Genomic DNA, 5,782 nt, shown 5'->3' on the forward strand with positions numbered 1-5,782 from the left:
AGGTTAGAGGAGCTGATGCAAGATACGGAAGAGGAGGAGTTGAGGGAGTATCGATCAAAGCGCCGTGCAGAAGTGTTAGCAGAAGCGGATAGGTTGAGGGATTTTGATGATGAGGCGTATCAAGGGTGGGTGAATGAGGGATTTGGGGAAGTAGAAGAGGAACTTCGTAACATGAAGTGGGCTTTATATCGACAGAAGAAGAGAGATCGTTTACGAGAGGTAATTGAGGACATGAATGAAGGGAGGGTTTTTTTATCAGGACGGGTAATCACACTTTGGCATTATCAGCGACAACAGATGAGGTTTGTTGGTTAGCAAGGAAGTGAGGTGTGTATGAGAGGAGCAAAGAAACGTAGGCAAGAGGAGTCTTTAGGGCAACAGGTAGAGCAGGCTCGTGTACAGTGGGTTGGGAAGTTCGTTGTTGGTGGTCTTGGTGATGGGATCGAGCAGTATGGGCGTATTGAGTCCATTTCTGATGATGGTGATGTTGTACTTGTATGTTCTGCTCCATATGAGCGGGTTCTTGTGTTTTCGCTTTGTTTCTTGTCGCTGTTTCGATTGGCATAAGAGTAGGAGGTGCCTATGAAAATAACTGATGCTGTTCAGGAGTTCCTTGAGCTCCACGAACTTGATAACTGCTCTGTGAAAACAATAAGAACATATGAGCAGCGTTTAAGGTACTTCTACACTTGGTTATTAGAGGCTCATGGTATTGATGAGGTGGAGGAGCTAAAACTTGAGCATTTGCGAGGATGGATGGCATACTTGAAGAAGACTCCTACATATCGAGGAAGGTTGCTTAGTGATGAATCCATTTATAGTTATGGTCAATCCTTGCTTGCTTTTTGTCATTGGTTAGAGCGAGAAGAGAAGATAGAGAGGGCTATTACTCCTCGTTTTAAGTTGCCTCGTGTTGAGAAAAAATTTGTCCCTACATATAGTAGAGAGGACGTTGAGAAATTACTAGCTGCATGTGAGGAATCATACCATAAAGATCAGAAAATACAAAAAGCTTTAGTTGCTCGAAATAAGGCTATTGTTACTTTGTTTGTTGATACAGGTATACGATTGAATGAGTTGGTTTCTTTACGCTTAGGGGATGTAGATAAGGTAAGTCGTGTGATTTTGGTACATCGGAAAGGTAACAAGTGGCAGCAGGTGCCTGTGTCGAGTGATGGTTTTAAGCCTTTACATCACTACCTTTCTTCGCATCGGTCTGTTCTTGCTGGCGGTGGTCCTTCCAGGAAGGATGATCCTGTTTTTTTGGCAGATGATGGTTGTCCTTTAACAATGTGGGGTGTTTCTGCTCTTTTCAAAAGGCTTAAGAAGCGTACAGGAATTGATGGTAAGCGTGTTTCAGCTCATCAGTGTCGGCGTTATATGGCTACTACTCAACTTGCGATGGGGCGTAGTCCTTTGGATGTTCAGCGTCAATTAGGGCATACTTCTTTGAAAATGACGAACCACTATGCTTCATTGTCTATCCAGCATTTACGGAAATCGCATGAAAAATATTCGCCTTTACGTGAAGGTGATTGGAGAGATGATGTAGTTTTTGGTTCTGGTTATTGGGATGAGTAGCATTGGGTAGGCCAACTGTTTTCTTAGATTTGAAGTAGTTGGTTGCTTGTCTTAAAACGGCTCTGCTGGCTGATAAGTAGGTGTTAACAGAACGGCTTTTTTACACGCAGTAGGCCGGGGGTTCGAATCCCTCATCGCCCACTCTCTAAAGTCGGCTGGTAGGCCGATTTTTTATTTTCCTCTGCTTTTCCTCGGAAATAACAAGCGCCTCGCGGCAATCGTGCGAGGCGCTTGATTGTTTTTCAGGAGTGTGGAAGCATGACCTGCTCAATTGCTGAGAGCAATTCCTGACTGCTGCAAGGCTTAGATAGTCCAGGAATATTTCGCTTGCGAATCTCCTGCTCTGGTAGATTTGCACTTACCATTATCGCCGGTATATCAGCCCATTCATGCGTATTGTGGATCATATCGTAAATCTCTATCCCGTTCATTCCGGGTAGGTCATAATCCAGCACGAGGAGATGAGGCTTCTTTTCTTTCATGATCTGTATGACTTGAGAACCATCATAGAGGTGGATAACCTGATATGGAGTGCGGTCGGCGATGATCCGCGTTAAAAGCTTCCCGAAAAGGACCTGATCTTCTATCAGTAAAATAGTCTTTTGGTGTGAATCAGCGTGAAGGCAATGGTGCCCTGCGTGGGCCATCATTGGCTGTCTTTGTTTCTTCTCCATTGATAATCCTTCTCAAGCACATTCTCAATACTTGTAAGTCCGATCTCTTGTATTAAGGTAGCTTACGACGTGAATAGATTTTTGTCGATATTCTGGTACTATTGTCTGTAATGCATATTTAGAGAAGTAGAGAATTGCATAGATGAAGAAACCGTTTGTGTTCGAGGCAAGCGCAGTAGTAAAGAAGGCAAGCTCCCGGGCTACAGAGAGCTTGCCTGCCTGTTAGTGTGCAGAGGTGAGAGTGGAAGGGAAGCCCATACCGTTATTTAAGATGCCTTGCGGATCCCAGCGTGCTTTTAGTGCTCGCATAACGCTAAGCGCTTCGGGGACATATCCCCACGGATCAAGCCCCTGGCGGATCGCGAGCGGTCCATTCGTCACAATGGCATAGCCTTCTTTTGTGAGTGCTTCCTGTCGGATAGCCTGAAGCCATGTCTGTGCTTCGGTTTCAGGTGTATATGTCAGATAGAGCAAGCCACTGGCAAGATCGGCGAGAAAGCTTACTCCTTCCAGCAGTGTCGACTGTTTCTGGACAAATGCTGGAAGCTCAATCAGAGGCAAGCCAACCCGTACTTGTAGAGCTGTGTCTTCATTGGTTGTTAGGAGCGTCTTCCAGAGGTCGACGCCGTGAAGCGCATCCTGAATGGTGATCTGCTCGCAGCCCTGCTCATGGAGCAGGTGTTCTGCTTGCTGAATTTCAAGTTCCACATCTCCTGGATGCCCTTCCACAGTACAGGCAAGCAGGTATTTCCCGTGTGGAACAGAGACGCTCGCCTGTACTCCCTTACAGAGTACGAGTGAGGACATATTGAGCGCTCGTTGCAACAGCTTCTGACTCCACTCAAAGCCAGTAGGTAGATCGTCCAGGCCAATCAGGATGCTGCGGCGGCTTCGGGGGGGGACAGTGAGCTTGAGCGTCACATCACAAAGCAGCCCTAAGGTGCCATAGGAGCCCACAAATGGCTTGGTCAGGTCGTATCCTGCAACATTTTTGACAATTGGACGCCCTGTGCGGATAACTCGTCCATCTGCCAGAGCAACAGTCGTGCAAAGCACCTGTTCTCGTATCGCGCCGTAACGCATGCGCAATGGTGAGTTGATATTAGCAGCGATCAAACCCCCGAGGGTCGCTTCTGCCCACGGTGCTTCAAGCGCGAGCCATTTCTGCTCTTGCGCGAGGTAGTCCTGAACCTCTTTCAAAGGTGTGCCAGCGCCGACAGTGATATAGAGATCATCGGGAGCAAACTCGCGAATGCCGCGTAAGGCTGAGGTATTGATCTGAATATCGTTTTCTTGCTTGTATGCTGGAGCTCCAATATGGGCGCGTTGATCGTGATTGGTCAGATAGAGCAACCCTCGGGCAGCTTCTTCCGCGCTGTCGGGCTCGAAGGTACCTGTCTCGCTTAACTTCAACTGATATGTCTCATCTAATGGAGTCTGATAGCGGCTGGAATAGCCTGTGAAGGGACTGGCTTCGCCTTTTTCTGGCGTGGGAAAGATTTTACCAGGATTAAAGATGTTCTGAGCATCAAAGGCCTGTTTAACATCCCACATCGCCATGAGCTCAGCTTGCGAGTGCATAAGCGGCATATAATCACGTTTCTCTATGCCAATACCATGTTCGCCGCTCAAGCTGCCTCCCATGCGGACGCAGCAGGCAACCATATCGTGTCCTGCCTGGTGAATCCGCTTCATCAGTTCTGGGTCTTCTGGATCAGGTATCAGGATCATAGGATGCAGGTTACCATCACCCGCGTGAAGGAGATGGCCCGCCCGAAGTCCATAATGGTCGATAATCTGATTGACCTCGGCGAGAGTTTGCGCTAGCTTGCTTCGTGGCACTGTAACATCAACTGTGTAGTATGAAGGGCTAAGGCGGGTAACAGCGCCAGCCGCGCTCTTCCGTGCCAGCCATATTTTTGTGCGCTCTTCTTCGTTTCTGGCGACACGAATACCGCTACCCCCATGTGCCTTTAGAATCTGGACGATTTCTTCTATCTGCGCATCAAGGCTCTCTGGATAGCCATCAACCTCAATAATGAGAATCGCTTCCGCATCAAGTGGTAAGCCTGCCTGTGCGAATGGCTCGATAATCTGGCTGATTTTCTGGTCCATCATTTCCATTGTGGCGGGGACAAGTCCTGCCGCAATGATGGCTGATACGGCCTCTCCAGCTTGCTCAACCGAGTCGAACACAACAAGCATCGTTTTGACGGCTGGGGGTTTCCTGATAAGTCGACCATAAATGCAGGTGAGAAGTCCTAACGTTCCTTCTCCACCCGTTAACAGGCCACAGAGGTCATACTCAGGATAGTCGAACGCTTTGCCTCCTATGCGCACGCTCTTGCCATCGGCCAGTACAACCTGGAGCCCGGTAATATAGTTCGTTGTGACTCCATATTTGAAGCAGTGTGGGCCACCTGAATTCTCTGAAACGTTGCCTCCAATCGTTGATGCACGCTGGCTGGAGGGATCAGGGGGGAAATAGAGATCAAACTTGCTTACTGCGGTATCTAGATGCAGGTTGATAAGTGCCGGTTCTACAACTATGCTTCGTCCATAGATGTCAATATCGCGTATGTGATTCATATAGGAGAATTGAACAATAACCCCTCCCCGATCTGCAACGGCACCCCCGGAAAGCCCGGTTCCAGCACCTCGCCCGATCAGCGGTACATGGTATTCTGTCGCCCAGCGGACAATGCGCTGCACATCTTCTACGGTGCGCGGGAAGACCACGCCCTCGGGGTTCCCTTTATCTACGCCTGCATCGACTTCATAGGCGATTAGTGACGCTCGGTCTGTAAAGATCTGCCCTTGGGGCAAAAGAGCTTTGAGCGCCTGCAATGCATCTTCTTGTAACATCAATCGATCCTTCTTCCTGGGGTGTGTGGCATCTTCAAACTCATTCTCTGCTGGAAGTATAACACGGCGTGCTGCCTGGTACTCCCTGTAATTATCCCATGCTGCTTTTTCGAGGGCAATGGATTTTTGAAAAAAAACCTGCAAACCTCTTGACAAGAGCGAGGGGATGTGCGAGAATACGCTTCGCCGCAGGGAGTACGGCTGGCAAGGCCCACAGCCCGAGATGACGGGCAGAAAAGGGACTTGACAAGGACGTGTCGATGTGGCATACTAACGAAACCTCGAACGCAGGTTCGCTCTTGAAGGTCCCAGTGGCGGACAAACAAGAAGCGCATGCAGTTCTCGCGCCACGGTAAGGTGGCTCTCCACGGGTTCATGATTCCCGCGTGTTGTTTTCGACGAACGGTCGTTGCTGTCATGTGACAGTGATGATCGGGCGGAAGAGTACAACGCTCTCAAGCAGGAACGTGCCCGGTGTGAGGGATGGCAAGCCGCAATGATGACGGGACGAAAATCCCGCTCAAAAAAGGGCTTGACAACGTGAGGCCGAACTGCTACAATACCGGAGCAATCGAGAAGAGCGCGAAAGCAAAAGAAATAATGCTTATGCGCGTTATGCGAGTACCTTGACAATTGAAGAGTGGAAAACAGAACCGCATGGA

The 5,782-nt window shown here is 48.9% G+C and carries 5 protein-coding genes; 3 read left to right on the forward strand and 2 right to left on the reverse strand.

The window, feature by feature from the left end:
• The 3 genes from EI42_RS31490 to EI42_RS31500 all read left to right on the forward strand — a co-directional run.
• Positions 1–315 (forward strand): hypothetical protein (locus tag EI42_RS31490; RefSeq protein ID WP_211326453.1); only part of this gene is annotated, 315 nt, incomplete at its 5' end.
• An 18-nt stretch (positions 316–333) separates the two neighbouring features.
• Complete coding sequence (locus tag EI42_RS31495; protein ID WP_111326914.1) at positions 334–567, forward strand: hypothetical protein; 234 nt, start codon at positions 334–336, stop codon at positions 565–567.
• A 15-nt stretch (positions 568–582) separates the two neighbouring features.
• Positions 583–1,581: a tyrosine-type recombinase/integrase gene (locus EI42_RS31500; protein WP_111326916.1), complete on the forward strand. Its 999-nt coding sequence runs from the start codon at positions 583–585 to the stop codon at positions 1,579–1,581.
• Between the two features lie 242 nt (positions 1,582–1,823).
• On the opposite strand, the gene EI42_RS31505 is transcribed toward EI42_RS31500, so the two are convergent.
• Both EI42_RS31505 and EI42_RS31510 read right to left on the reverse strand, forming a co-directional pair.
• Positions 1,824–2,255, reverse strand: a complete 432-nt coding sequence (locus tag EI42_RS31505; protein WP_111326918.1) for a response regulator — start codon at positions 2,253–2,255, stop codon at positions 1,824–1,826.
• A gap of 222 nt (positions 2,256–2,477) precedes the next feature.
• Positions 2,478–5,120: an FAD-binding oxidoreductase gene (locus tag EI42_RS31510; protein ID WP_111326920.1), complete on the reverse strand. Its 2,643-nt coding sequence runs from the start codon at positions 5,118–5,120 to the stop codon at positions 2,478–2,480.
• Positions 5,121–5,782 lie beyond the last annotated feature (662 nt).

The organism is Thermosporothrix hazakensis, assembly GCF_003253565.1.
Classification (GTDB): domain Bacteria; phylum Chloroflexota; class Ktedonobacteria; order Ktedonobacterales; family Ktedonobacteraceae; genus Thermosporothrix; species Thermosporothrix hazakensis.